This is a genomic window from Collinsella sp. TF05-9AC, assembly GCF_003438495.1.
Taxonomy (GTDB): domain Bacteria; phylum Actinomycetota; class Coriobacteriia; order Coriobacteriales; family Coriobacteriaceae; genus Collinsella.
In genome coordinates this window covers 1-21,999 of sequence record NZ_QSSH01000019.1, presented here as the reverse complement: position 1 = coordinate 21,999, position 21,999 = coordinate 1, and the positions used below count along the sequence as shown (strand labels likewise).

The 21,999-nt window shown below is 60.6% G+C and carries 28 protein-coding genes and 1 riboswitch; of the genes, 4 read left to right on the top strand and 24 right to left on the bottom strand.

Going from position 1 to position 21,999, the window contains the following annotated elements; translation table 11 throughout:
* Positions 1-4 precede the first annotated feature (4 nt).
* The 18 genes from rpsD to yqeB all read right to left on the bottom strand — a co-directional run bounded on the left by rpsD (position 5) and on the right by yqeB (position 10,417).
* Positions 5-601 (bottom strand): 30S ribosomal protein S4, encoded by a 597-nt coding sequence (gene rpsD / locus DXC52_RS06485; protein WP_006235275.1) that lies wholly within the window; start codon positions 599-601, stop codon positions 5-7.
* Between the two features lie 19 nt (positions 602-620).
* Positions 621-1,025 carry a 30S ribosomal protein S11 gene (rpsK, locus tag DXC52_RS06480; protein ID WP_006235274.1) on the bottom strand — a complete coding sequence of 135 codons (405 nt, stop codon included), beginning with the start codon at positions 1,023-1,025 and terminating at the stop codon, positions 621-623.
* A gap of 14 nt (positions 1,026-1,039) precedes the next feature.
* On the bottom strand, positions 1,040-1,414 hold the full coding sequence (gene rpsM / locus DXC52_RS06475) for a 30S ribosomal protein S13 (protein ID WP_022094275.1): 375 nt from the start codon (positions 1,412-1,414) through the stop codon (positions 1,040-1,042).
* Between the two features lie 14 nt (positions 1,415-1,428).
* Positions 1,429-1,542 (bottom strand): 50S ribosomal protein L36, encoded by a 114-nt coding sequence (rpmJ, locus tag DXC52_RS06470; RefSeq protein WP_006363204.1) that lies wholly within the window; start codon positions 1,540-1,542, stop codon positions 1,429-1,431.
* A gap of 150 nt (positions 1,543-1,692) precedes the next feature.
* A complete protein-coding gene (infA, locus tag DXC52_RS06465; protein WP_035137443.1) occupies positions 1,693-1,911 on the bottom strand; it encodes a translation initiation factor IF-1 in 219 nt (72 codons plus the stop codon).
* A gap of 104 nt (positions 1,912-2,015) precedes the next feature.
* Positions 2,016-2,804, bottom strand: coding sequence for a type I methionyl aminopeptidase (map, locus tag DXC52_RS06460; RefSeq protein WP_006235270.1), 789 nt, complete (start codon positions 2,802-2,804; stop codon positions 2,016-2,018).
* Positions 2,801-3,427, bottom strand: a complete 627-nt coding sequence (locus DXC52_RS06455; protein ID WP_006235269.1) for an adenylate kinase — start codon at positions 3,425-3,427, stop codon at positions 2,801-2,803. The genes map and DXC52_RS06455 overlap by 4 nt, the downstream gene beginning before the upstream one ends.
* 18 nt (positions 3,428-3,445) lie before the next feature.
* Positions 3,446-4,732 (bottom strand): preprotein translocase subunit SecY, encoded by a 1,287-nt coding sequence (gene secY / locus DXC52_RS06450; RefSeq protein WP_117746616.1) that lies wholly within the window; start codon positions 4,730-4,732, stop codon positions 3,446-3,448.
* Positions 4,726-5,175 carry a 50S ribosomal protein L15 gene (gene rplO / locus DXC52_RS06445; protein WP_006235267.1) on the bottom strand — a complete coding sequence of 150 codons (450 nt, stop codon included), beginning with the start codon at positions 5,173-5,175 and terminating at the stop codon, positions 4,726-4,728. Before rplO ends, secY begins: the two co-directional genes overlap by 7 nt.
* A 3-nt stretch (positions 5,176-5,178) precedes the next feature.
* On the bottom strand, positions 5,179-5,361 hold the full coding sequence (gene rpmD, locus DXC52_RS06440; protein WP_006235266.1) for a 50S ribosomal protein L30: 183 nt from the start codon (positions 5,359-5,361) through the stop codon (positions 5,179-5,181).
* Positions 5,362-5,363: 2 nt separating this feature from the next.
* Positions 5,364-5,888, bottom strand: a complete 525-nt coding sequence (gene rpsE / locus DXC52_RS06435; RefSeq protein ID WP_022094279.1) for a 30S ribosomal protein S5 — start codon at positions 5,886-5,888, stop codon at positions 5,364-5,366.
* Between the two features lie 14 nt (positions 5,889-5,902).
* The gene (gene rplR, locus DXC52_RS06430; protein ID WP_006235264.1) at positions 5,903-6,271 is read right to left on the bottom strand and encodes a 50S ribosomal protein L18; all 369 of its coding nucleotides are present in this window, start codon (positions 6,269-6,271) and stop codon (positions 5,903-5,905) included.
* A 75-nt stretch (positions 6,272-6,346) separates the two neighbouring features.
* Positions 6,347-6,883, bottom strand: a complete 537-nt coding sequence (rplF, locus tag DXC52_RS06425) for a 50S ribosomal protein L6 (RefSeq protein WP_006235263.1) — start codon at positions 6,881-6,883, stop codon at positions 6,347-6,349.
* A gap of 33 nt (positions 6,884-6,916) precedes the next feature.
* Entirely contained in the window at positions 6,917-7,315 is a 399-nt protein-coding gene (gene rpsH, locus DXC52_RS06420) for a 30S ribosomal protein S8 (protein WP_006235262.1), read from the bottom strand.
* A gap of 119 nt (positions 7,316-7,434) precedes the next feature.
* Positions 7,435-7,620 (bottom strand): type Z 30S ribosomal protein S14, encoded by a 186-nt coding sequence (locus DXC52_RS06415; protein WP_022094280.1) that lies wholly within the window; start codon positions 7,618-7,620, stop codon positions 7,435-7,437.
* A 79-nt stretch (positions 7,621-7,699) separates the two neighbouring features.
* Positions 7,700-8,257: a 50S ribosomal protein L5 gene (gene rplE / locus DXC52_RS06410; RefSeq protein WP_117746615.1), complete on the bottom strand. Its 558-nt coding sequence runs from the start codon at positions 8,255-8,257 to the stop codon at positions 7,700-7,702.
* Positions 8,258-8,569: 312 nt separating this feature from the next.
* On the bottom strand, positions 8,570-9,613 hold the full coding sequence (locus tag DXC52_RS06405) for an XdhC family protein (protein WP_117746614.1): 1,044 nt from the start codon (positions 9,611-9,613) through the stop codon (positions 8,570-8,572).
* A gap of 9 nt (positions 9,614-9,622) precedes the next feature.
* Complete coding sequence (gene yqeB / locus DXC52_RS06400; RefSeq protein WP_117746613.1) at positions 9,623-10,417, bottom strand: selenium-dependent molybdenum cofactor biosynthesis protein YqeB; 795 nt, start codon at positions 10,415-10,417, stop codon at positions 9,623-9,625.
* Positions 10,418-10,519: 102 nt separating this feature from the next.
* Here yqeB and yqeC point away from each other — a divergent pair, with 102 nt between their 5' ends.
* Positions 10,520-11,254, top strand: coding sequence for a selenium cofactor biosynthesis protein YqeC (yqeC, locus tag DXC52_RS06395; RefSeq protein WP_117746612.1), 735 nt, complete (start codon positions 10,520-10,522; stop codon positions 11,252-11,254).
* 109 nt (positions 11,255-11,363) lie between these two features.
* On the opposite strand, the gene hydA is transcribed toward yqeC, so the two are convergent.
* The 6 genes from hydA to dpaL all read right to left on the bottom strand — a co-directional run bounded on the left by hydA (position 11,364) and on the right by dpaL (position 18,739).
* Positions 11,364-12,731 carry a dihydropyrimidinase gene (gene hydA / locus DXC52_RS06390; RefSeq protein WP_117746611.1) on the bottom strand — a complete coding sequence of 456 codons (1,368 nt, stop codon included), beginning with the start codon at positions 12,729-12,731 and terminating at the stop codon, positions 11,364-11,366.
* A 9-nt stretch (positions 12,732-12,740) separates the two neighbouring features.
* On the bottom strand, positions 12,741-13,355 hold the full coding sequence (locus tag DXC52_RS06385) for a nucleotidyltransferase family protein (protein ID WP_158554604.1): 615 nt from the start codon (positions 13,353-13,355) through the stop codon (positions 12,741-12,743).
* Between the two features lie 177 nt (positions 13,356-13,532).
* The gene (gene arcC / locus DXC52_RS06380) at positions 13,533-14,483 is read right to left on the bottom strand and encodes a carbamate kinase (protein ID WP_117746609.1); all 951 of its coding nucleotides are present in this window, start codon (positions 14,481-14,483) and stop codon (positions 13,533-13,535) included.
* Between the two features lie 14 nt (positions 14,484-14,497).
* The gene (gene ygeW, locus DXC52_RS06375) at positions 14,498-15,700 is read right to left on the bottom strand and encodes a knotted carbamoyltransferase YgeW (RefSeq protein WP_055287465.1); all 1,203 of its coding nucleotides are present in this window, start codon (positions 15,698-15,700) and stop codon (positions 14,498-14,500) included.
* A 201-nt stretch (positions 15,701-15,901) separates the two neighbouring features.
* Positions 15,902-17,287: a YgeY family selenium metabolism-linked hydrolase gene (locus DXC52_RS06370; protein ID WP_117746608.1), complete on the bottom strand. Its 1,386-nt coding sequence runs from the start codon at positions 17,285-17,287 to the stop codon at positions 15,902-15,904.
* A 237-nt stretch (positions 17,288-17,524) separates the two neighbouring features.
* Entirely contained in the window at positions 17,525-18,739 is a 1,215-nt protein-coding gene (gene dpaL / locus DXC52_RS06365; protein ID WP_055252227.1) for a diaminopropionate ammonia-lyase, read from the bottom strand.
* Positions 18,740-19,016: 277 nt separating this feature from the next.
* Here dpaL and DXC52_RS06360 point away from each other — a divergent pair, with 277 nt between their 5' ends.
* The 3 genes from DXC52_RS06360 (at position 19,017) to DXC52_RS06350 (ending at position 21,592) form a co-directional block, all read left to right on the top strand.
* Positions 19,017-19,670, top strand: coding sequence for a transcriptional regulator (locus DXC52_RS06360; protein WP_089573552.1), 654 nt, complete (start codon positions 19,017-19,019; stop codon positions 19,668-19,670).
* 123 nt (positions 19,671-19,793) lie between these two features.
* On the top strand, positions 19,794-20,783 hold the full coding sequence (locus DXC52_RS10370; RefSeq protein ID WP_117746606.1) for a hypothetical protein: 990 nt from the start codon (positions 19,794-19,796) through the stop codon (positions 20,781-20,783).
* Positions 20,784-21,049: 266 nt separating this feature from the next.
* A riboswitch (SAM riboswitch) is annotated at positions 21,050-21,140 on the top strand.
* Between the two features lie 8 nt (positions 21,141-21,148).
* Entirely contained in the window at positions 21,149-21,592 is a 444-nt protein-coding gene (locus DXC52_RS06350; RefSeq protein ID WP_117746605.1) for a hypothetical protein, read from the top strand.
* The last annotated feature ends 407 nt before the right edge of the window (positions 21,593-21,999 follow it).

Here is a 21,999-nt window from a genome sequence, read left to right as displayed (position 1 = left end):
TGGACTACTTAGAGTAGAGCTCGACGATGAGCTGCTCGTTGATATCACCGCTGATCTGCTCACGCGTCGGCAGAGCGAGCACGTTACCAGACAGCTTCTCGATATCGACCTCGAGCCAGCCAGGGACCTCAAAGCGCTCGGAGGAAATCAGGGCCTCCTTGATGGGGAGGAGGTCACGGAACTTCTCGCCGACAGCGACGACGTCGCCGGCCTTGACGCGGTAGGACGGGATGTCCACGCGCTTGCCGTTCACGGTGAAGTGACCGTGACGGACGGACTGACGAGCCTCTTTGCGGGTGCGGGCGAAGCCAAGACGGAAGACGACGTTGTCGAGGCGAGACTCAAGAATGATCATGAGGTTCTCACCGGTGACGCCGTTCATCTTACGGGCCTTGTTGAAGTAGCCGTGGAACTGCTTCTCCAGAACGCCATAGATGAACTTGACCTTCTGCTTCTCGCGCAGCTGCATGCCGTACTCAGATTCCTTGCGACGGCGCTTGGGCTGACGGATAGATTCCTTCTTGCTGCTGTAACCGAGCTCAGCGGGATCGATCCCGAGCTGACGGCAGCGCTTAAGAACAGGAGTCCTGTCGATTGCCATATTGATACGATCCTTTCAGTTACACGCGGCGACGCTTCTTGGGGCGGCAGCCGTTGTGCGGAATGGGGGTCTTGTCCTGGATGCTCGAGACCTCGAGGCCAGCAGCCTGGAGGGAGCGGATGGCGGTCTCACGACCGGAGCCGGGGCCCTTGACGAAGACGGAAACCTTCTTCATACCGTGCTCCATGGCCTGCTTGGCAGCAGCCTCGGCAGCCATCTGGGCAGCGAACGGCGTGGACTTACGGGAGCCCTTGAAGCCCACCTGGCCAGCCGACTTCCAGGAAATGACGTTGCCCTGGGGATCGGTGATCGAAACGATCGTGTTGTTGAACGTAGAACGAATGTGAGCCTGGCCCACGGAAATGTTCTTACGGTCCGCGCGCTTCAGACGGGCAGCGCGAACGTTCTTCTTAGCAGTAGCCATCTATCTAGCGCTCCTTATTTCTTCTTCTTAGCACCGATCTGACGCTTCGGGCCCTTGCGGGTACGAGCGTTAGTGTGGGTGCGCTGGCCGCGGACCGGGAGGCCCTTGCGGTGACGAAGGCCGCGGTTGCAGCCGATGTCCATAAGGCGCTTGACGTTCTGGTTGCGCTCACGGCGGAGGTCGCCCTCAACCATGATCTGGTTCTTATCGATATAATCGCGGATGGCGTTAACCTCATCCTCGGTGAGGTCCTTAACGCGCGTATCCACGTTAACGTTGCACTCGACGCAAATCTTCGTCGCAGTGGTGCGGCCGATGCCGTAAATGTAGGTCAGACCGATCTCAACGCGCTTCTCACGCGGGAGGTCGACACCATTAATACGGGCCAACGTAGTCTCCTCTCTTAACCCTGACGCTGCTTATGACGGGGGTTCTCGCAAATGACGAGGACCTTGCCATGGCGCCTAATGATTTTGCACTTATCGCACATCTTCTTGACCGAAGGACGTACCTTCATCGTTCTTCCTTTCGGTAGCGCTCAAACTACTTCCCTACTATCTACTCGCCCAGCCGCAGGCGTTTAAAACTATGGCTGGTCTTCACACACAATCCGACCGTAGGTTGAGCTAAGCCTGCAGTCGGAAATGGAGTGCGTGTATGCGTGCCGCTATTTGTAGCGATAGGTGATGCGGCCGCGGGTCAGGTCGTACGGGGAAAGCTCCACGACAACCCTGTCACCGGGGAGAATACGGATGTAATTCATTCGGATCTTGCCAGAAATATTGCACAGAACCGAATGACCGTTCTCGAGCTCGACCTTAAACATGGCGTTGGGCAACGGTTCCTTTACCGTACCCTCGAGCTCAATTGCGTCTTCCTTCTTCACAAGCAATCATCTTTCTCTAGAAAACGACAGCGATTGAGTATTCTACAACACGTATGCACGCATCGTAATAACTTCGTAATGGCTCCACAACTAAATGGAACTTGTTACATTTCTCCGCCTTGGAGGGAGCACCAAGCACCTTGGGCATCCGTGGTGAGAATCACCGGACCGTCATTGGTAATGGCGACGGTGTTCTCGTAGTGCGCGGCGGGCAGGTGATCGTTGGTCGTAACAATCCAACCGTCGGAGCCCGTGCTCACATGGTTGGAACCCATCGTAACCATCGGCTCGATGGCAATGACCATGCCGGCCTGGAGGCGAACGCCCCTCCCCTTCTTTCCATAGTTAGGAACGTTGGGGTCCTCGTGCATCACGCGGCCAATGCCATGGCCTACATAATCACGAAGCACACCGTAACCGTGAGACTCGGCGAGGGACTGAACGGCATAACCGACGTCCCCGATATGGTTACCGGGAACAGCCTGCTCGATGGCAGCCTTAAGGCAATCGCGCGTGACCTCGCACAAAGCCTTGGCTTCGGGCGTGGGGGTGCCGACGAAAAACGTCCAAGCATTATCGCCGACCCAACCGTCGACAACGGCTCCCGTATCGATGGAGATGATATCGCCATCGCGCAGGATCATGTCGGGGTTGGGAATACCGTGGACCACGGCATCGTTGATCGATGCGCAAATGGTCCCCGGGAACCCGCCGTAACCCTTAAAGGCCGGGGTGCCGCCATGCATGCGGATAATCTGCTCCGCGAGCTGATCGAGCTCAAAGGTGGAAACGCCGGGGCGCACCATGGCTCCAACGTGGCGGAGCGCCATCTTAGATAGCGCTCCTGCCTTCTTCATCTGCTCGATTTGCGTTGCAGACTTAATCTTGATCATAGACCGAGAGCCTCTTTGACATCCCCATACACGGTCTCGCGAGCCTGGTCACCGTTGACCGACTTGAGCAGACCCTGGCCACGATAGTAGTCGACGAGCGGGCTCGTGGACTTCTCGTAGACGTCGAGACGGTTCTTGATAGTCTCGGGCTTGTCGTCGTCGCGCTGATACATCTCGCCACCGCACTTGGGACAGGTAGCATCGGCAGCAGTGCCGGTGTAACCGCAGGCGCGGCAGGTGCGACGCGAAGACAGACGATCGATAATGACCTCGGGGGCCACATCGACCAGAAGGGCGCAATCGATCTCGCGACCCATGGCGGAGAGCTCGGAATCGAGCGTCACAGCCTGGGCGGTGTTGCGCGGGAAGCCGTCGAGAATGAAGCCCTGCTGGGCGTCATCGGCGGCAAGGCGCTCCTTGACAAGGTCGATCACGAGCTGGTCGGGAACGAGCTCGCCAGCGTCCATGTACTTCTTAGCCTGAATACCAAGCTCGGTGCCGCCCTTGACGGCAGCACGCAGCAGGTCGCCCGTGGAAATGTGGGCGACGCCAAACTCGGCGACGAGCTCCTGTGCGACGGTGCCCTTACCGGCACCCGGAGCTCCGAGCAATACGAGGTTCATGAGCAATCCTCCTCTAGCCTATTTAAAGAATCCATCGTAATCATACATCTTGATCTGGCCTTCGAGCTTATCGACCGTGTCGAGCACGACGCCGACCATGATGAGGATGGACGTTCCGCCAAAAGCCTGAATCAGATGGTTACCCGTGAAGGAGAAGATGATCGAAGGTACGATGGCGATGAGCGCCAAAAAGACAGCGCTGGGAAGCGTAATCTTGTTGAGCGCGTTCTTGATGTAGGCCGCGGTAGCCCTACCCGGACGCACGCCCGGAATAAAGCCGCCCTGCTTCTTAAGGTTGTCGGCCGTGTCATCGGGGTTGAACACCATGGAGGTGTAGAAGTACGCGAAGAACACGATGAGGACAACGTTAAGCACCCAGTTGAGCCAACCGGTCGAAAGCGCGGAGGCAACTGCCTGAATCCAGCCGATGCCGGGGAAGAACACGGCAATCTGAGCCGGGAAGTACAGCAGCGCCGAAGCGAAGATGATCGGCACGACACCCGCGGTGTTGACCTTAATGGGCAGGTAGGTGGTCTGGCCACCCATCATGCGACGGCCAACGACGCGTTTGGCGTAGGAGACCGGGATGCGGCGCTGGCCGCGCTCAAGGAAAACAATCAGCGGGATAACCAACAAGATGATGGCGCAGATGATCACCATGGTGATGATGCCACCGGCATTGCCCTCGGTGCTGGAGAAGATCGCCTGCGGCAGACCGGCCATGATGTTCGCAAAGATGATCAGCGACATGCCATTGCCGATACCGCGCTGGGTGATGAGCTCACCAATCCACATGATCAGCATAGCGCCCGCGGTGAGCGTACCGACGATCATGAGGTCGAAGATGATCTCGGGAGCGCCGGCGCCATTAAAGCTGATGCCGAAGCTCTTAAAGAGGAAGAGGTAACCCACGGAGTTGAGGATTGCCAGAGCCAGGGTGAGGTAACGCGAATACTGCGTAATCTTGGTCTGACCGACCTCGCCCTCGCGGGCAAGCTCATGCAGGGAAGGCACGACGGCCTGGAGCATCTGGAGGATGATCGAGCTGGTGATGTAAGGCATGATGCCCAGCGAAAACACCGACACATAGCTCAACGCGCCGCCAGAGAAAAGATTCAGGAGGGCCATAGCACCTGCGGCGACCGAATTGTTATCGGTCGAGAAATGGCCCAGCATCCCCTGGAAGGGAATGCCGGGCACAGGAACGTGCGCACCAATGCGGTACACGACGAGCATAGCTATGGTAAAAAGAATCTTTTCGCGCAATTCTTTGATGCGGAAAGCATTCTTAAGACCATTTAGCACGGCAGCTCGACCTTTCCGCCGGCGGCCTCGATCTTGGCCTGCGCAGAAGCGCTGACCTTGTCGACCTTGACCGTGAACTTCTTGGTGAGCTCACCATTGCCGAGCACCTTGACGGGCTCGAACTCGCTCTTGGTGATGCGAGCGGCCTTAAGAGCGGCACCGTCGATCACAGCGCCGTCCTCGAACTTGCGCTCGAGACGCTCAACGTTAACAGCGGTGTACTCGATACGACGGGGGTTGCGGAAGCCCGGAAGCTTGGGAAGGCGCATGGCCAGCGGAGTCTGGCCACCCTCGAAGCCGGCACCCTTGGTGCCGCCAGAGCGGGAACCCTGGCCCTTCTGACCGCGGCCAGAAGTGGTGCCGTGACCCGAAGAATTGCCACGGCCGACGCGCTTGCGGTTCTTGGTGGAACCGGGCGCGGGAGTAAGATCGTGAAGCTGCATTTGCTACTCCTCTACAATCTCGACAAGGTGCTTGACCTTGAAGATCATGCCGCGGACGGACTCGTTGTCAGCAATCTCGCGAACCTCGCGGATCCTGTGGAGACCGAGGGCACGGACAGTACGGACCTGGTCCTGCTTGCAACCGTTGGTGCTGCGGACCTGCTTGATCTTGATGGTGTCAGCCATGCTTAGTTCTCCTTACCGACGAACATCTCGGAGACCGTCAGGCCACGGCGAGCCGCGACGTCCTCAGGGCTAGAGAGCTCCTTGAGGCCCTCGACGGCAGCCTTGATGATGTTGAGGCCGTTGTCGGTACCGAGGGACTTGGACAGGACGTTCTTGATGCCAGCAAGCTCGAAGAGGGGACGCACAGCGCCGCCGGCGATAACGCCGGTACCCTCGACAGCGGGCTTGATGATGATGCGGCCGGCACCAAAGTGACCGAGAACCTCGTGCGGAATGGTGCCCTGATCGGTCACCGGCACGTGGAACATGTTCTTCTTGGCATCGAGAGACGCCTTGGAGATGGCCATGGGCACCTCAGCGGACTTGCCCATGCCAACGCCGACGTTGCCCTTGCCGTCGCCAACGACGACGAGAGCGACGAGGCTCATGCGACGACCACCCTTGACGGTCTTCGACACGCGGTTGATGTAAACGACGCGCTCCTCGAACTCGGAGGCCTCGCGCTGCTGCTTCTGATTACGAGCCATGTGCTACATACCTCCTAGAACTCGAGACCGGCGGCACGAGCACCGTCGGCGAGGGCCTTGACGCGGCCATGGTAGATACGGCCACCGCGATCGAAGGCGACCTTGGTGATGCCGGCCTCGATGGCGCGCTTGCCAACGAGCTGACCGACCTTCTCCGCAGCCTCCTTGTTCGAGGTGTGGGTGCCCTTGAACTCGGCCTCGAGGGTCGAGGCAGAGACGAGCGTCAGGCTGGAGCCCTTGCTGTCGTCGATGATCTGGGCATAGATGTTGGCGTTAGTACGGGTCACGCGAAGACGCGGACGCTCGGAGGTACCCGAGACCTTGCCGCGAACACGACGCTGACGACGCTTGAGGCCTTCCAGCTTCGCCTTATGCTTGTTCATACGTAAACTCCTAAAAAGGTTGATCTTGCCAGCACCTGACGGGGTACTGGTCTTATGCGAGTGAGTCGGTTACGACTACTTGGCGGCCTTACCCAGCTTGCGGCGGATGTGCTCGCCAACGTAGTGGATACCCTTGCCCTTGTAAGGCTCGGGAGGACGATGGCCGCGGATCTCAGCGGCGATCTGACCGACCTGCTGCTTGTTGATACCCTTGACGTTCACGTGGGTGTTGTCGGGAACCTCGAAGGTGATGCCCTCGGGAGCCTCGACGATCACGGGGTGCGAGAAGCCCAGGGAGAACTCGAGGTTCTTGCCCTTCTGCTGCACGCGGTAACCGACGCCGGCGAGCTCGAGCTTCTTCTCGAAGCCCTCGGAAACGCCAACAACCATGTTGTGGATGAGGGCACGGGTGAGGCCGTGGCGGGCACGGGTCTCACGCTCGTCGTCGGGACGGGAAACGGTGAGGACGTTGTCCTCGACGTTGATAGCGAGCTTCTCAAAGACATCGAGCTCGAGCTGGCCCTTGGGGCCCTTGACGACAACGTTGTTGCCGTTGACTGCCACTTCGACTCCGGCGGGAATCTGGACAGGCTTATTACCGATACGAGACACGGTGATCTCCTTTCCTTCTACCTACCGAGCGAATTACCAGACGTAAGCGATGATCTCGCCGCCGACGTTGTGCTTGCGAGCATCGCGGTCGGTCATGACGCCATGGCTGGTGGAAATAATGGCGGTACCAAGGCCACCGCGGACGCGGGGCATGTCGGCAACGCCGGTGTACTTACGCAGGCCCGGCTTGGAAATGCGGCGGATGCCGTTGATGACCTTAGCCTTCTTGGGACCATACTTAAGCGTGATGTGCAGAGTCTTCTGGGGAACGGTGTCCTCGACATCGTAGCCCTCGATGTAGCCCTCCTCGTGCAGAACACGAGCGATCTCGACGAGCTTCTTGCTGCTCGGCATGGAGACCGTGGCCTTGTTCACAGAGTTAGCGTTACGGATGCGCGTAAGCATATCTGCGATCGGGTCTGTAAGGTTCATACAGATTCTCCTTCGTTCTTGATGAACACGTGCTCTTGGTTCTTCGCCGCCCTTAACGGCAAAGCCTTTTTAGCGCGTTTTCCCTGTTCCAAACTGATGCTTGAAACGCTGGTAGTGACTTACCAGCTGGCCTTCTTAACGCCGGGAAGCTCGCCCTTGAGTGCAAGCTCGCGGAAGCAGACACGGCACAGGCCGAACTTGCGGTACACAGAGTGCGGACGGCCGCAGCGCTGGCAGCGCGTGTACTCACGAGTAGAGAACTTCTGCTTGCGATTGCACTTGACGATCATCGATGTCTTAGCCACTTATATCCTCCTCACATAGAGTATTGTTCGCCCCAAGCGCCGCCCCCTTGTGGGAACGGCGCTTATAGGGCAGGTGAACCTATTTCTTGAACGGGAAACCGAAGGCGTCCAGAAGGGCCTTGGCCTCCTCATCGGTATTGGCGGTGGTCACGAAAGTGATGTCCATACCGCGCTGGTGATCGACGGAGTCGAAGTCGATCTCGGGGAAGATGAGCTGCTCGGTGACGCCCATGGAGAAGTTACCACGGCCGTCGAAGCTCTTGGCGGAGATGCCGCGGAAGTCGCGGATACGGGGGATCGCGACGGAGGTCAGACGATCGAAGAACTCCCACATACGGTCGCCACGCAGGGTAACCTTGCAGCCGATCGGCATACCAGCGCGCAGGCGGAAGGTAGCGATGGACTTGCGGGCACGGGTGATCATCGGCTGCTGGCCGGTGATGGCGCGCAGGTCGCGCACGGCACCGTCGATGGCCTTGGAATCGGTAGCGGCCTCGCCGACACCCATGTTCACGACGATCTTCTCAAACTTGGGGATCATCATGACGTTCTCGTACTGGAACTTGTCCTGAAGCTGCTGCTTGACCTCGTTGTTGTACTTGGTCTTCAGACGCGGCATATACTTCTCTTCTGCCATTGTTCACTCCTTCTTGGGGTTTTAAGCACGGGGCGTGGCCACGATGGGTTGTCCTCGTGCCTCCTGGCTGCATCCGCGCCGCTCATGGCATTTTGCGGTTTGGACTCGACGCAGCAGGAGCCGACAAAACAATCGGTACTATACGCGCATCGGGAGCGTATTTCCAGAAAAACCTCGTCTGCCTGCACAACTCCACAACTCCCCCGCACAAATGGATCCCAAATAGCAGTTGCGGTGAAATAGGGACTGTTGGGCGGCCTTACAGGCTTAAACAATCCGTATTTCACCGCAACTTATCGGTGGGAACGGGGATTAGCGCTTGCGGGGGACGATTTTGGTGCGGCGCAGGTGAATCATCTCGGCGGCGATGGAGATGGCAATCTCCTCGGGGTCCTCGGCCTCGATGGCAACGCCGATCGGCAGGTGCAGCTCGTCGATCTGGTCCTGCGTAAAGCCTTCCTGCTCCAGGCGGGCACGCACAAAGGCCGTCTTGCGGCGCGAACCCAGACAGCCCAGGTAGGCAGGCTTGGCGTGCATGGCCTGAATCACCACGTCGATATCGGACTTGTGGCCTGCTGTGGCCACGACCACCAGGTCGCGCGGGCCGATGGGGCACTGCTCGCTCAGGTTCTTGTAATCGACCAGGCGACGATCGTAGACACCGGGCACCCATTCGGGCGTCAACGTGCCGGGGCGGTCATCGCAGGCCACGACGGCAAAGCCCGCCGCCGTGAGCACGCGCGCCGTCGCGGCGCCCACGTGTCCGCAGCCAAAGATGTAGGTCAGGCCCTCGGGGCAGAGCGTCTCGATATGCGCCGCGGGAATCTCAGAGGCAGCGTTGGTGTAGGTGACGTTACTCCCCTCCTCCACCAGTGAAAGCCCGGGGCAGCCCGCAATGGTATGGCGCGATGCCTCGCCATGGTACTCGGCCACATCGCCCTCGAGCGCGCTCGCGATAAACGGCTCAAAGTCGATGACGAAGTCGCCGATGCGCCGATAGACCAAGACGTCGGCAATTTCCCGGAACAACGGTGCCTGGGTCGCATCCAGATGCAGATAGCACAGGCAGATGGCTCCGCCGCAGATCATGCCGGTATCGGAGTTCTCGCCGCCCATGGTGTAGCGGACCAGACGCGACTGTCCCGCGCTCAGGAGTTCGCGCGCCTCATCCAGCGCAAAGAGCTCAATCTTGCCGCCGCCGATAGTGCCCGCCTGGCTGCCGTCGGCAAAGACGGCCATCCAAGCGCCCACGCCGCGCGGCGACGACCCCGCCGTGCCGGCCACGACCACGAGCTCGCACGTCTCGCCAGCACGCAGGTCGGCAAGCGCCGCATTCACAACATCGAGCTTTTCCATTGCCGCCTTCTATCCTCTAAAGATATCGGTGAGCATAGCGAGTGCCTCGAGCACGCCGCCGCCGACCGACGTCGCCTTGTCCGAAATGTAGTTGATATAGCTGGCATCGCCGCGCGGATCGACATCGGCGCATTTAAAGCCCTCAGTCACCTGCACGCCGTTCGCCAAAAGCCCGCGCAGGCATCCATCGATCTGCGTGCACATGGGCGTATCGTCCGCGTAGCCAATCACGTCTCCGGCGCTCACGATGTCGCCGATTGCGCGGTCGGACCGAAACACGCCGGCGGCGGGGCTGTGGATAACACGCTCCTTGCCGTATCCGCCGATCACGCCCGGCACGCCCGTGTTGGGCTGGGGCGAGCCCTGGGTAATGACACGGCCCAAAAAATGCCCGCGCATGGTCTCGACCACGGCGTCGCAATCGACCGGCGCGGTAAAGCCCGGCCCCACGGCGATGACGGTAGGCGCCATGTCGCGCGTGGTGCCCAGGTTGCGCTTGGCCAGAATCGCGTCGACCACAGCCGCGGGTTTAAGCTCATCGAGCATCTTGGCCTGAGGGTCCACCACGACGGCAACATCCCCCGCTTGGGTAATCTCGAGCGCCTCTGCCGGCGTCTGCGCCAAGCGAGCGCGAATGCCCTCGACCTGGACCTCGCCCAGGCGGATAGCCTCGCAAAAACTGATTGTGCGGCGGATGCACGTGGGAACCGCGATATCGGCCATAACGACCGACACGCCGGCGCGCACCAAGCGAGCGGCGACACCCGTGGCGATATCGCCGGCGCCGCGAACATAAACGAGCATTCCCGGGGCACCTCCCTGTGCTACGGTTTGAGCAGAGCAAAAGCGGTTCGACCGCTACTCTGATGATTATTTATTATCACAGTATTATACGGCGGTGAACAGATGGAAACGGTTAGCGGCGATCTTGCCTCGGCGCTCAGGATCGAGCCGGGCATTACCGCGATTATCGGCAGCGGCGGCAAGTCGACGTTGCTCAAAACGCTGGGTCTTGAGCTCATGCGCGCTGGCGGCCGCGTGCTCCTCTGCACCACCACGCATATGCTTCCCGTTGCCGGCGTGCCATGGGACGGGTCGAATCGTCGCCTGGACGCCGCGCCTTGGAAGCCAGGTGCCCCACACGCCCCAGGCTGCACCTGCGAGGCCTGCGCGGGGCTTGTGCGGGGAAGCATCTGCCAGACAGGTGTCTTGGACTCCCAGACGGGCAAGCTCTCCTCCCCTGCCGAGCCGCTCGACCAGCTGACGCAGCGCTTTGACTACGTCCTGGCCGAGGCGGACGGCAGCAAGCGGCTCCCGCTCAAGGCGCATGCCCCGTGGGAGCCGGTCGTTCCCGCCGGCACGGCCAACGTCATCTGGCTCGTCGGCGCCTCGGGGCTCAGCAAGCCCATCAACGAAGCCGTCCACCGCCCCGAGCTCTTTTGCGAGCGTTGCGGCTGCGAGCTCACCGACATCGCCACGCCCGAGCGCGTCGCCCAGGTGCTCAATGCCGAGATGCAAGAGATGAAGCTCAGCACCGCACGCGTCATGCTCAACCAAGTCGACACGCTCAGCGACCCCACGATGGCCGACCGCTTCGAGGCAGCTCTCGACCACCCCGTCGTCGCCAGCAGCCTCAAGTAGCCGGCCCCATCTCCTCAGTTGCGGTGAAATACGGACTGTTTGGCCGCCCGACGGCCGCAAACAGTCCGTATTTCACCGCAACTGAGGAGGGGACACGGCATCTTTGCTGCTAGCGGGGGACGTAGCGGCCGGGTTGGGCTCCGGTGGGCTCGCCGTCGCACGCGGCCAGCACGCCGTTCACAAACACTGCCTTGGCGCGGCCGTGCGCCTCAAAGCCCTCGAGCGGCGTGTAGTCCACGGCCTGATGCTGCGTCGCGGCGCTGATCGTCCAGCGCGCCTTGGGATCCCACACGCACACATCGGCATCGGAGCCCTCGGCAAGACATCCCTTGCGCGGATACATGCCAAAGACGCGCGCCGGGTTCTCGCTCATCAAGCGGCACAGATCCTCGGGACCCAGCTGTCCCTCAAAGCTCGTAGCGATCGCGACGGGGCGATGCTCCACACCGGGCCCGCCGTTGGGAATCGCGCGGAAGTCGTCGCGCCCGCGGTCCTTTTGCCCGTGCAGGTTAAAGCTGCAGTGGTCGGTCGCGATCGTATCGACCTCGCCGGCCACAAGCGCCTCGCGCAGTGCCGCACGGTCGCCCGCATGGCGCAGCGGCGGGCTCATCACATATTTGGCGCCCGCAAAGCCGTCCTCGCCCTGCTCCAAATAGCACGTATCGTCGAGCATCAGATACTGAGGGCAGGTCTCGACATAGATATTCTTCTGCCCGCGCGCCTTGGCGGCACGGATGGCCTCGAGCCCCAGCTTGGTCGAAAGGTGAACCACGTTGACCGGTACGTCGCCGGCCAGGTGCGCCAGATATAGCAGGCGGCTCACTGCCTCGGCCTCGCACACGTCCGGACGGCTGAGCGCGTGGCCCTCGGGCCCGTGGATACCTTGCTCAAACACGCGCTTCTGCAGCTCATTCACCAGCGTGCCGTTCTCGCAATGCACGCACAGTATGCCGCCAATATGCTTGAGCTCCTCGAGCACCTCGAGCGTCTCGGCATCGTCCAGGCGCAGGTGGTCATAGGCAAAGTAGGTCTTAAACGACGATACGCCCGCCTCGCGCATGGCCAAAAGGTCGGCGCGGTTGCGCTCGTTCCACTCGGCGAGTGCCATATGAAAGGCGTAGTTTGCCGTGCAGGTGCCGTCGGCGCGGCGATGCCACTCGGCCAAGGCATCGGGCATGGTCACGCCACGATCGGCCGTCGCGTAGTCCACGATGGTCGTCGTACCGCCGCAGACAGCCGCGCGCGTGCCGGTCTCAAAGCTATCGGCTGTCCAATCCATGCCGGTCCAGCACTGCATGTGTGTGTGGCCGTCGATAAAGCCGGGAAACACCCAGCAGCCCGCGGCATCCTCGACGGTATCGCCCTCGGCCGGCTCAATCGCCGCGGCGATCCGCACGATCTTATCGCCCTCCATGGCAAGATCGGCGCGGCGAAGCCCCTGGGGCGTCACGAGCGCGCCGTTTTTGATGATGATCATAATTGCTCCTTATTGATTTATGCAGTTGGCCACGCGATCAAAATACGAGCAGGCGGCGATATGCTCCGCTATGCGTCGCTGTCCCTTGGCGGTATCGACATCCCACAGCTCGTAGGCACGCGCCTCGACCAGCACCACGTCGGTACGCTCCTTGAGGATCGAACCGCCGCCGTCCTTGCCCTCAAGACGCATGAGCGCATCGAACAGTTCCGCCGGAAAGAGCACCGGGCTCGAAGGCTCACCGTTGCACGCAAGACGCACCGGATGCTTGCGGCCACACTCGTCAAATGCACGAACCATAGCCTCAAAAGAATCCGAACTCACGAGCGGCTGGTCGCCCGGCAAAAAGAGGTAGCCTTTCCAGTTGCGTTCGACTCCCCACGAAAGGCCCGCACGGACGCTTTCGCTGCGCAGCTCGCCATCGTGCAGCACGCACGGGCAATGCTTGTCCTCACAAATCCGGGCGACCTCGGGCCAACGCGTCGAAACCACGACATCGAAGCCCTGGGGAACCGAATCGATGGTCCGGGCAATCAGCGGCTCGCCATAGATATCGGCGAGCATCTTGTTGGAGCCAAACCGCTTGCCCTCGCCCGAGGCCATAATCACGCAACCGAGTTTCATCTCCGCAAACCTCCCCTGGCCACCTTGGACACCATAGTTGCTATACCCACCATACCAAGCTCGCACTCCGTCAGAACAGGCATGCGCTCGTTTTCCAGCGAACGCCCCTTGGCTCTCCATAGCACAAAGGAGGGCACCCCGCGACGCAGGGCACCCTCCTCAATGGTGCAGATATGCCTACTCAGCGTCGCCGGTAAACGTGGTACCGGTCTTGCCAGCAAGGCCATCGCGCGCCTTCTCGAGCAGCGTGATGAGCGCCGTGCGGCCCGGCTTGCTCTCGGCAAATGTCGAGGCTGCCTGGACCTTGGGCAGCATGGAGCCGCGACCGAACTCGTTGGCCTCGGACAGACGCTTTACGTCAGCCGCGGTCAGCGTGTCGAGCCACTGCTCGTGGTCGGTGCCAAAGCCAATGGCAACCTTCTCCACGGCCGTCAGGATGATCAGGGCATCGGCATCGAGCTGTTCGGCGAGCTTCTCGGCCGCAAAGTCCTTATCGATGACGGCGGCAGCGCCCTTAAGGTGGTTGCCCTGGGCCTTGGTGACGGGAATGCCACCGCCGCCGCAGGAGATCACCACATGGTTGGACTCGACGAGCGACTTAATGGTGTCGAGCTCGACGATGTTCACGGGCTTGGGCGAGGCAACCACGCGACGGAAGCCCTGCTTCTCGTCGTGGATGAACTGATAGCCGCGATCGGCCTCCAGCTCCTTGGCCTCGGCCTCGCTCATCCACGGACCGATCGGCTTGACCGGGTCGGCAAAGGCCGGATCGTCCGCCGCAACCTCGACCTGGGTGAGCACGGTGGCGACACCCTTGTCGATATTGCGGTCGAGCATTTCCTCGCGCAGCGCATTTTGCAGGTCATAGCCAATGTAGCCCTGGCTCATGGCGCCGCAAACGGACAAGGGGCAGGGAACGTACTTCTGAGGATTAGAGCGCGTGAGCTCAGCCATCGCGTTGGCGATCATGCCCACCTGGGGACCGTTGCCATGCACGACGACGACCTCGTTGCCCTCCTCGATCAGGTCGACGATAGCCTTGGAAGTCGTCTTGACGGCCTCCATCTGCTCGGGAAGGTTGGCGCCGAGGGCGTTTCCGCCCAGGGCGACAACGATACGCTTAGCCATTTCTCAGCCCGGCTTTAGGCCTGGAGCCAACGGGCGGTGTTGCGCTCGTCGAGGGCCTTGAGGGTAGCGGCGGGATCGGCAACCTTCTGCAGGAACATCATGGCTGCGATGGCGTACGGCTTGTAGCTGGCCTCCTTGTACATGCCCACGCGGTGCATGTCGAAGACGTCGGCGTTGACCTCGCCGTGCTCGCAGGAGACACCGGAGATGTCGGCGGGCAGCGGGTGCATAAAGATGGTGTCCTGGCCGTTGGCAGTCTTCTCCATGAGCTCGGTCGTGGAGCACCAATCCTGATGCGTAGCGTTCTGAGCGAGCAGCTCCTTCTCGAGCGCAGCGATGCCGGCGTCGTCGCCCTCGGCGTACAGGTTGGTGCGCTTCTCCATGGCGGCAAACGGAGCCCAGCTCTTGGGGATCACGATGTCGGCGCCCTCGAAGGCCTCAGCCATGGTGTTGACCTGCTTAAAGGTGGTGCCGGACTCGGCGGCATAGCCCTTGGCGCGCTCGACGACCTCGGGCATGAGGTCGTAGCCCTCGGGGTGAGCCAGGGTGACGTCCATGCCAAAGCGGGGCAGCAGGCTGATCAGCGACTGCGGGCAGGACAGCGGCTTGCCGTAAGAGGGCGAATAGGCCCAGGTGACGGCAACCTTCTTGCCCTTGAGGTTCTCAAGACCGCCAAACTCGTTGATGAGGTAGAGCATGTCGGCAGAGGACTGCGTGGGGTGGTCGGAATCGGACTGCAGGGAGATGAGCGTGGGACGGTGATCCAGAACGCCGTCCTCGTAGGCCTGCTGGACAGACTCGGAGACCTCGGCCATGTAGGCGTCGCCCTTGCCGATGTACATGTCGTCGCGGATGCCGATGACGTCGGCCATGAAGGAGATCATGGTAGCGGTCTCGCGGACGGTCTCGCCGTGAGCGATCTGGGACTTCTTCTCGTCCAGGTCCTGCAGCTCAAGGCCAAGCAGGTTGGCGGCCTTAGAGAAGGAGAAGCGCGTACGGGTGGAGTTGTCGCGGAACAGCGAGACGGCCAGGCCCGAGTCGAAGATCTTGGACGAAACGTTGTTCTCACGCAGCTCGCGCAGGGCGTCGGCGACGATGTAGAGCGCCTTGAGCTCATCAGTGGTCTTGTCCCAGGTGTGCAGGAAGTCGCTGCCGTACATACCCTTAAAATCGAGGCCGTTCAGCTGCTCGACGAGCTCGGTAAACTTAGCGTCCATGTAAATGTCCTTTCTAAAGGTGAAACGATCGCAATGAGTAGATGCGCTCCGGCATGCGCGTGTGGCTAGAACATGCAGAGCGCTATGACGAGGACCCGCTACCGTCGAGGAAGCATGGGAGATAACGACCGCGGGCCCCAAGTCAACAGGAGGTGCCGGGGGCATAAACTGTCCCCGGCTCAACAAGATCGAGGAATGGGACTAGTCGATCTTGTTGTTGGTCAGACCGGCGCGGAACACGGTGGCATCGCCATCGGCCTGGCTCGGATCGTAGAGGTTCAGGGCAGCCACATACATGGCGGCAGCGGTGACCAGGTCGTCCTTGTAGGTGACCTCGTTGGGAGCGTGAGCCTGAGACTCGGCACCCGGACCAAAGCCGACGCAGGGGATGCCATAGCGGCCCTGGATGGAGACGCAGTTCGTGGAGAAGGTCCACTTGTCGCACAGCGGACGACCGGTGCGCTTGTCCATGCTGGGCTCGCAGCCGATGCGCTCGTCACCGAACATGGCCTTGTGGGCGTCGACGAGGGCCTTGACGTGCGGAGCAGTCTCCTTGTTGATCCACGTGGGGAAGTAAGCCTCGGTCTCGTAGACCTCGCCGGTCCAGGACGGACGGTCGTACATGTACATGGAGACCTTCACGTCGTCGCCGTACTTCTTGGCGGCCGGCAGGTTACGGATCTCGTCCAGGCAGGACTCCCAAGTCTCACCAGCGGTCATGCGACGGTCGATGGAGATGGCGCAGGAGTCAGCGACAGCGCAGCGGCTGGGGCTGGTGTAGAAGATCTGGCTGACGGTGCAGGTGCCGCGACCCAGGAAGCGGGCGTCCTCGAAGTGCTCGGGGTTGTACTTGGGGTCGAGCATCTTGACGAGACCCTTGATGTCGGTCGACTCGTCGCAGCCGTTGTTGTTGAGAGCGCGAACGTCGGCGATGATGTCGGCCATCTTGTAGATGGCGTTGTCGCCGCGGTCGGGAGCGGAGCCGTGGCAGGAGGTGCCGTGAACGTCGACGCGGATCTCCATGCGGCCGCGGTGACCGCGATAGATGCCGCCGTCGGTGGGCTCGGTGGAAATGACGAACTCGGGCTTAATGCCGTCCTTGTTGTAGATGTACTGCCAGCACATGCCGTCGCAGTCCTCTTCCTGGACGGTGCCGACGACCATGATCTTGTAGCCCTCGGGGATGAGGCCCATGTCCTTCATCATCTTGGCAGCGTAGGTAGCAGAAGCCATGCCACCCTCCTGGTCGGAGCCGCCGCGGCCATAGATGATCTCATCGGTCTCGTAGCCCTCATAAGGATCGGCATCCCAGTTATCGATGTTGCCGATGCCGACGGTGTCGATGTGAGAGTCGATGGCGATGATCTTGTCGCCCTCGCCCATAAAGCCCATAACGTTGCCCAGGCCGTCGACCTTGACCTCGTCATAGCCAAGGCTCTCCATCTCGGCCTTGATGCAGGCAACAACCTCACCCTCCTCGCAGGACTCAGAGGGATGGGAGATCATAGCGCGCAGGAAGCGAGTCATATCAGCACGATGGGACTCAGCAGCGTTTTTAATTGCCTCGAAATCGAGTTCCTTAGTCATAACAGTCAACCTTTCTACAAGGGTTTACCTACAGGTAGATATTTCAGATAGATCACTTGTGCCAAGCAGCGTGAGGTCGAGTACCCGGCAAGCAAGTAAACGTAGGAGGCGGACGGAGGACTTTGCTCCGTCGCGAGTTCCGCACGAGCCGGAGAGCACTTAATGTGCTCTCCGTGCGAGCAGGACTGTCCGAGCAGGGAGTAAAGTCCTCCGGCTGCCTCCGGACAGGTCAGTCTGCTAGCAGGTCGGATACTCGCCCTCCCAGACGATGCGACGGTACTGATCCGGGTCCGTGTCACCTTCCGTGGAGAAGCAGAGCACGGAGCTCGTCTTGTCCAGGCCGATGAGTTCCTTGAGCTCGGCGTACTCGGGATCGAGCATGAGGGTCTCGACCAGGCCGGTGGTCACAGCGCCGGACTCGCCGGAGATGACGCGCGGGTCGCCCTTCTCGGGGGCGCCCAGGGTACGCATGCCGCGAGCGGTGACCCAGTCGGGGCAAGACACGAAGGCGGTGGTGTGGTTGCGCAGGATATCCCAGCCCAGGATGTTGGGCTCGCCGCAGCACAGGCCGGCCATGATGGAAGGCATGTCGCCGTCCACGATACGCGGATCGCCATCGCCGGCGGCAGCACCCTTGTACAGGCAGGCGGCAGGCGCGCACTCGACCACAACAAAGGTCGGCGGGTTATCGGGATACAGGTTGGTGAAGTAGCCCACCACGGCGCCGGCCAGCGAGCCCACGCCAGCCTGGACAAAGACGTGCGTCGGGCGGTTGATGGCCATCTCGCGCAGCTGCTCGGCAGCCTCGGAAGCCATGGTGCCGTAGCCCTCCATGATCCAAGACGGGATCTTCTCGTAGCCCTCCCAGGCGGTGTCCTGAACGATAACGCCGCGCTCGCAGGCGTCGGCCTCGGCGGCCGCCATGCGCACGCACTCGTCGTAGTTGACCTCTTCGATGGTCACCGTGGCGCCCTCGGCGGCGATGTTATCGAAGCGGGGCTTGGTGGAACCCTTGGGCATGTGCACGACAGCCTTCTGGCCCAGCTTGTTGGCAGCCCATGCCACGCCGCGGCCATGGTTGCCGTCGGTGGCGGTAAAGAAGGTAGCCTGGCCAAAGTCCTTGGCAAGCTGATCGGAAGTCAGGTAATCGAAGGTGCACTCGGCAACGTCCTTGCCGGTCTCGTCGGCAATGTAGTTGGCCATGGCAAACGAGCCGCCCAGGACCTTAAAGGCGTTGAGGCCAAAGCGATAGCTCTCGTCCTTAACGCACAGGTTGGACAGGCCCAGGCGCGCAGCCTGGCCGTCCAGGCGGGCAAGCGGAGTGACGGTATATTGGGGGAACGACTGGTGGAAGGCGCGGGCCTTCTTCACGTGGTCGAGGCTCATGATTCCCAAGTGCTTGTCATCGCTCTTGGGCATCGTGTTGCCCGCCCACTGGATCTTATCGGCCATACGGTGAACTCCTTAAGTCCTCTCTTGCCGGCCCCCGCATACGCGTTTCAGCCCATTCCCATTCATGCGACTGAACTTTTATGTGGATGCCAAACAAAAAGTTTGTTAGTAATGTTCTATCACACTTTTTGATTGGTATACCTAACGAATTGTTTGTTGCCGCAATCGGTACTTTTTCGCCGCCGAACGGTCATGAATTGCCTTGTTGATGGATTTGTTTGCGGTCATGTGTGGTTTATGGCACAGTGAGCCCAAACTAATTTTTAGGAAGGTACCTATGACCCCCGCACAGATTGAGTTCTATAAGCGCCTTGCACACGGCCTGGCACTCCAATTTGGCCCCAACTGTGAAGTCGTCGTCCACGACCTGGAGACCGAGGACGTGGACCACTCCATCGTAGTGATCGAAAACGGCCACGTCAGCGGGCGCAAACTGGGTGACGGCCCCAGCCATATCGTGTTTGAGTCCATGCACGAGGGCGCCACCGACGTACACGACCGCGAGCCGTACCTCACTAAAACCACCGACGGTAAGCTGCTCAAATCGTCGACGATCTTTATCCGCAACGACGAGGGCAAGCCCGTCGGCATTTTGGGCATCAACTTTGACATTACGCTTATGAAGGCATTTGAGCGCTCGCTCGACGCTTTTACCGGCACCGGCGGCACGGGCTATACCGAGCCCGAGCCCATTACCAAGAACATCGGCGACCTGCTCGAGGACCTGCTGCACGAGTGCGAGCAGTTTGTGGGCAAGCCCGCGGCGCTCATGACCAAAGACGAGCGCATTCGTGCCATTGGCTACCTCGACCGTCGCGGTGCCTTCCTCATTTCCAAGTCGAGTGAGCGCGCCTGCGAGTTCTTTGGCATCTCCAAGTACAGCTTCTATAGCTACCTCAATGAGGCCAAGGCGGCGGCCGGCGACAAGTAGGCACTCGCCTGGATTGCCCCTCCCTTTTTGGGCGCGAGTTCTGGAAAGCACGAATCCGAGACCGAGCCGCTTGGGAAGTTCCATATAATCGATGTCATTAGTATTTCGAAAGGATGGGACAGAATGGCGTTGAGCAAGGCATCATGCACCGGTCGCGGATTGATTCCGGCAATTGGTGGACATGTGCACCGCATGTTCGATGAGGGTGAAGACGACCTGTTTTCGCTGAGCCTTGACGACGTGATGGATGATCGCCCGTGGACCGCCGACGAACTCATGGGCGGCGGCGGGGCTCGCCCGTCAAGCCCCAATCCCGCACTTGCGCCTGAGCCCGTATCTGCGCCGACTCCTGCGCAGTCGCCTGTTTCGACGCCCGCGCCTACGCCCGCACCCACTTCGGCGCCCACGCCCGCTCCCCGCCCCGCAAGCGACCCGTCCGAGACGGCGGCATTTCTCGCAGCAGCGACGCAGGGCAAATCGGCCGACAGCACCGTTATGTACAGCGCCCAGCAGTTGCCTGTTCCTGCGGCACGCAAGCCTCCGGTCGCAAGGCTCGATGAGCCCGTTGCCCATCAGGTTGCCTACGATTCCTGGGCTGCAACCGATCTGGATGAGACCTCTACCGGCATGCCGGCGCTCGATGTTCCAGTTAACCCGCTTTTTGCCGCCAACACGAGCGCCGCGGACTATGAGGGCGGTGCGGCATATTCCGGTTATTCCGATGGCTATGCTGGCACCGGTCGCATCGAGACCGAGGATTATGGCACCGCATCGAGCGATTATCTCAACGATCCGTACGCCGCCACGCCTGCACCGGAATATGACCCGGAGGCCGCGTCCGCGCCGGCGTATACCAAAAGCACGGGCGAAGAGCGCTTCGCCGATTATTACGCCGAGGAAAAGGCGCTGCGTTTCTCGGAATTTCCGCAGGCAGTCAAGGTTGCCTTTATCGCCATTATCATTGCCCTGCTCGGTGTCATTGCGTTTGAGGGGTTCCAGCTGTTCCGCGGCCCCACCCAAGCGGAGTCGGAGACCCAGCAAAAAGAGGACGACAACCAGTACCTGGACATCAACACCCTCAAGGGCGACCCCAACGACGAGGACGACGAGTAGCGAGGGCTGAAGGCGACCACAGGATCCCGCATCCAGCACCGACTTCTAAGTGCTGTTTTGTCATCCAGCCACACTTTTCCGAAGTTTTAAGGTGCCTATCTCGACACTTTTCCGTACTTTTACACGGCTGATTTCGACACTTTTCCGGATGGAAGCCGAATAATCACTTGGGAAACCAACGCCATCCGCGCGTCATTTCGCGGATGGCGCTTGATTTCTGTCCGTACACGTTGATAGACCCCATCGTGCCCGCAAGGAGCGGGCGCGTTTTATCCAGAGTCGGGGTAGAGAGTTGGCTCCACGATCCCGACGCCAACCGGCCAAGAGGCACGGTGGCCCTGCCAATATCGATGAAAGGAGTCCGTATGGACAATTTCTCCGTGCGCAGTGAGCGCAACTTCCACAACCTGGCAGCCAAGCCAAAACGAATGCATCTTCTGGACAAGCCGAACGGCTATGCCTCGGCCATGGTCAAGAGCAGTCTCCCCCACCAGATGCGCTTTACCGTGCAGGCGCTCGAGAAAGAGCTCTACACCGCCGGCGACCCGCACGTACTGCAGATCAAGCTGCTTGGAGACGACTCGCGCGAGCTGTCTAGCTGGAAGCTGTTTGCCGACGGCACGTGCGTCGCAAGCGGTTCGGGTGACTTTGCCCGCGAGTGCTTCTGCGAGGGAGCTGAGGTGTTTCTGGACCTGTGTCGCGACGCCGTCGAGACTGCCGAGCTGTGCCAGTGGAGCGAGAGGGAGTACGAGCTGTTGGGTGCCGCGCGCGGGATTGCGGGGGGGGGTGTAGGAACAGAAGCCTCATGACGGTGGCCTCAGCTGGAATGACGTATCGCTCGATAAATGATCTCAACAACGTAGCCGATGCGCCGCATTTCACCTCAAAGGCATTGAGCGATCAGGAGGCGTCCAGCATTTCTTTGATATCCCCAATTGATTGTTCCGAGAAAGTCTCTTCATGTCCTTATAATCGCCCTTACGAGAAACGTGGACGAGACAGGCGTCCATATGCCGTCTCTAAACTAACGAGCCGTTCGCGGAAAGAACATCTGGCTAGCATGGGCCAAAGATATACTGGTATCGCTGCAACAATTATGGAAGATCGGCACCACCAATGACCTCCTTGAAATTCTCCAGGCGCTTCGCGCTTAGCCTGCTCGCCTCGCTCATATGACCCAATCCGCTGTCAAGAGCCACAATGGCCCCGCCGACCG

What these genes read in the sequence shown, in the direction of transcription:
- rpsD (WP_006235275.1), bottom strand. Translation starts at nt 601, where the DNA reads ATGGCAATCGACAGGACTCCTGTTCTTAAGCGCTGCCGTCAGCTCGGG.
- rpsK (WP_006235274.1), bottom strand. Translation starts at nt 1,025, where the DNA reads ATGGCTACTGCTAAGAAGAACGTTCGCGCTGCCCGTCTGAAGCGCGCG.
- rpmJ (WP_006363204.1), bottom strand. Translation starts at nt 1,542, where the DNA reads ATGAAGGTACGTCCTTCGGTCAAGAAGATGTGCGATAAGTGCAAAATC.
- map (WP_006235270.1), bottom strand. Translation starts at nt 2,804, where the DNA reads ATGATCAAGATTAAGTCTGCAACGCAAATCGAGCAGATGAAGAAGGCA.
- DXC52_RS06455 (WP_006235269.1), bottom strand. Translation starts at nt 3,427, where the DNA reads ATGAACCTCGTATTGCTCGGAGCTCCGGGTGCCGGTAAGGGCACCGTC.
- rplO (WP_006235267.1), bottom strand. Translation starts at nt 5,175, where the DNA reads ATGCAGCTTCACGATCTTACTCCCGCGCCCGGTTCCACCAAGAACCGC.
- rpmD (WP_006235266.1), bottom strand. Translation starts at nt 5,361, where the DNA reads ATGGCTGACACCATCAAGATCAAGCAGGTCCGCAGCACCAACGGTTGC.
- rpsE (WP_022094279.1), bottom strand. Translation starts at nt 5,888, where the DNA reads ATGGCTCGTAATCAGAAGCAGCAGCGCGAGGCCTCCGAGTTCGAGGAG.
- rplR (WP_006235264.1), bottom strand. Translation starts at nt 6,271, where the DNA reads ATGAACAAGCATAAGGCGAAGCTGGAAGGCCTCAAGCGTCGTCAGCGT.
- rpsH (WP_006235262.1), bottom strand. Translation starts at nt 7,315, where the DNA reads ATGAACCTTACAGACCCGATCGCAGATATGCTTACGCGCATCCGTAAC.
- rplE (WP_117746615.1), bottom strand. Translation starts at nt 8,257, where the DNA reads ATGGCAGAAGAGAAGTATATGCCGCGTCTGAAGACCAAGTACAACAAC.
- DXC52_RS06405 (WP_117746614.1), bottom strand. Translation starts at nt 9,613, where the DNA reads ATGGAAAAGCTCGATGTTGTGAATGCGGCGCTTGCCGACCTGCGTGCT.
- yqeB (WP_117746613.1), bottom strand. Translation starts at nt 10,417, where the DNA reads ATGCTCGTTTATGTTCGCGGCGCCGGCGATATCGCCACGGGTGTCGCC.
- yqeC (WP_117746612.1), top strand. Translation starts at nt 10,520, where the DNA reads ATGGAAACGGTTAGCGGCGATCTTGCCTCGGCGCTCAGGATCGAGCCG.
- hydA (WP_117746611.1), bottom strand. Translation starts at nt 12,731, where the DNA reads ATGATCATCATCAAAAACGGCGCGCTCGTGACGCCCCAGGGGCTTCGC.
- DXC52_RS06385 (WP_158554604.1), bottom strand. Translation starts at nt 13,355, where the DNA reads ATGAAACTCGGTTGCGTGATTATGGCCTCGGGCGAGGGCAAGCGGTTT.
- arcC (WP_117746609.1), bottom strand. Translation starts at nt 14,483, where the DNA reads ATGGCTAAGCGTATCGTTGTCGCCCTGGGCGGAAACGCCCTCGGCGCC.
- ygeW (WP_055287465.1), bottom strand. Translation starts at nt 15,700, where the DNA reads ATGGACGCTAAGTTTACCGAGCTCGTCGAGCAGCTGAACGGCCTCGAT.
- DXC52_RS06370 (WP_117746608.1), bottom strand. Translation starts at nt 17,287, where the DNA reads ATGACTAAGGAACTCGATTTCGAGGCAATTAAAAACGCTGCTGAGTCC.
- dpaL (WP_055252227.1), bottom strand. Translation starts at nt 18,739, where the DNA reads ATGGCCGATAAGATCCAGTGGGCGGGCAACACGATGCCCAAGAGCGAT.
- DXC52_RS06360 (WP_089573552.1), top strand. Translation starts at nt 19,017, where the DNA reads ATGACCCCCGCACAGATTGAGTTCTATAAGCGCCTTGCACACGGCCTG.
- DXC52_RS10370 (WP_117746606.1), top strand. Translation starts at nt 19,794, where the DNA reads ATGGCGTTGAGCAAGGCATCATGCACCGGTCGCGGATTGATTCCGGCA.
- DXC52_RS06350 (WP_117746605.1), top strand. Translation starts at nt 21,149, where the DNA reads ATGGACAATTTCTCCGTGCGCAGTGAGCGCAACTTCCACAACCTGGCA.